The 2,374-nt window shown below is 81.0% G+C and carries 1 pseudogene; it reads left to right on the top strand.

Features of this window, described 5'->3' with window-relative positions:
• Positions 1 to 2,374, top strand: a pseudogene (locus tag FA014_RS19185) (hypothetical protein); the annotation flags it as partial.

The raw sequence follows: 2,374 nt of genomic DNA, 5'->3' as shown, positions 1-2,374 counted from the left end.
CGACGCCGTCACCGCGACCGCCCGGGTGGCGCTCGCCGACGGCGCGCCGGCGCCCGCCGCGCTGCTGCGCGCGCTCGCGGGCCGCGCCGTGGCCTGGGCGTTCGACCCGGTCGACGACGCGGCCGCGGTCCAGGCCGATCCGGCGCTCGCCGCGGACGGCACGGCGGCGGCGCGGTTCACCCGGGGTGCCGGGGCCACGCTCGCGGTCCGCGCGACGGTCGACCAGAGCACCGCCGGCGCGACGCTCGAGCAGCCCGTGCCCCCCACGGTCTCCGCACCGGCGGGCGCCACGGCGCTCGAGGGCGCGCAGGCCACCTTCGCCACGACCGTCACCGGGTCGCCGGCGCCCGCCGTCCGGTGGCAGCGCGCGGCACCCGGCTCCTCGTCCTGGATCGACGTGCCCGGTGCGACCGGCACCGTGCTGACGGTGGACGCCGCCCGCGAGGACGACGGCGCCCGCTACCGGGTGGTGGCGAGCAACGCGGCCGGGACGGCGACCAGCGCCCCGGCCGCCCTCGCCGTCACCTGGGGACCCGAGGTCACGGACCCGCCGGCCGACGCCGCCGGGCTGCCCGGGACCACGGCGCGGTTCGCGGTCGCCGCGGCGGGGTCGCCCGAACCCGCGGTCCGCTGGCAGACGGCGCCGTCCGGCCAGGACGTCTGGACCGACGTCGCGGGCGCGACCGGCCCGACCTACGACCGCGTGCTGGGCTCGGGCGACGCGGGGCTGCGCGTCCGGGCGGTGGTGACCGGCGCGACCGGCGAGGTCGCGAGCGCCGCCGCCACGATCACCCTGCACGCCGCGCCGTTCGTCACGGCCGACCCGCAGGACCAGGCGGTGCCCGAGGGCGCCGACGCGACCTTCACCGTCGCGGTCTCGGGGACCCCGGCGCCCACGCTGCGCTGGGACGTGCTCGTCCCGGGCGGGTCCGGGTGGGTCGCCGTCTCGGGCGCCGGCTCCGCGACGCTCGTCGTCCCGGCGGAGCGCGCCGCGCAGGGGACCCGCTACCGCGCCGTGGCCAGCAGCGCCGCCGGATCCGCCGTGTCCGCCGCCGCCACGCTGACCGTCCTGTGGGGTCCCGAGGTCACCGGCCCCGCCGACGCCACGGTCGTGGCGGGCGACGTGGCGCGGTTCGAGGTCGAGGCGGCCGGCGAGCCCGCGCCGGCCGTGCGCTGGCAGACCGACGACGGGAGCGGCTGGACCGACGTCCCCGGCGCGACGGGCCCCGTCTACGAGCGCACGGCCGGCCCGCGGGACCAGGGCCTGCTCGTCCGGGCCGTCGCCACGGGTGCCGCGGGCGAGGTGCCGAGCGCGGCGGCCACGCTGACGGTGCACACCGCGCCGACCTTCACGGCGCAGCCGACCGACGCGACCGCTGACGCGGGGGGCGTCGCCACCTTCACGGTCGCGGCGGCCGGCTCGCCGACGCCCGCGCTCCGGTGGCAGGTCCGTGCGCCGGGCGGCGCGTGGACCGACGTCGCGGGCGGCACGTCCGGGACCCTGACCGTGCCGGCCACCACGGAGGTCGACGGGTCGTCGTACCGGGCGCTCGCGAGCAACGCCGCGGCGGCCGACGTCGCGAGCGGCGTCGCGGTGCTGCGCGTCCTCACCCCGCCCGAGGTGGGCGATCCCGTCGACGTCGCGGTGCCGGACGGGGGCACCGCGCGGTTCGAGGTCGCCGCGAGCGGCTCCCCGGCGCCGACGGTCACGTGGGAGCGGTCGGCGGACGGCACCGCGTGGCTCCCGGTCCCGGGCGCGACCGGCCCCGTGCTGGAGCTCCCGGTCACGGCGGCGGACGACGGCACCCTCGTCCGCGCGGTCGCCGCGTCGACGCTGGTCGCCGGACCCGCGACCGCCACCAGCGCCCCGGCGCTCATCACCGTCGTGACGGCCCCGGAGGTGGTGTCCGAGCCCGGCGGCGTGGGCGCCGACGGGGTCCTCGCCGTCGTCGCCGGTCGGCCGGTCACGCTGTCCTGGGTGGTCGACGCGGATGCGGGGACCGCCACCTGGCAGTCGTCGCGCGACGGCGGCAGGACCTGGGGCGACCTGCCCGACGGGGCCGGGGTGTCCCAGGCGGGCGTCGCCGCACCGCGCGCCCTCGCGCTCCGGGTCGCGGCCGCCCCGACCTCCGGGACGGTGCGGCACACCGTCAGCTACACGCCGGTCGTGGGCGACGACGGGCTGATGATCCGGCTGGTGGTCGAGAACGCCGCGGCCGCCGTGGCGACCGACGCGGTGACGCTGCGGGTGGCGGCGGCTGAGGGCGGGACGACGCCGGGCGCGACGACGCCCGGTGCGACGACGCCGGGGGCCACGGCGCCCGGGGCGGACCCGGCCGGATCGGGCGCCGCGGTCCCGGGGACCGGCGGCGGC

Source organism: Cellulomonas hominis, assembly GCF_005239125.1.
GTDB classification, from domain to species: Bacteria; Actinomycetota; Actinomycetes; order Actinomycetales; family Cellulomonadaceae; genus Cellulomonas; species Cellulomonas hominis_A.
This window is presented reverse-complemented; position numbering and strand designations above follow the sequence as displayed.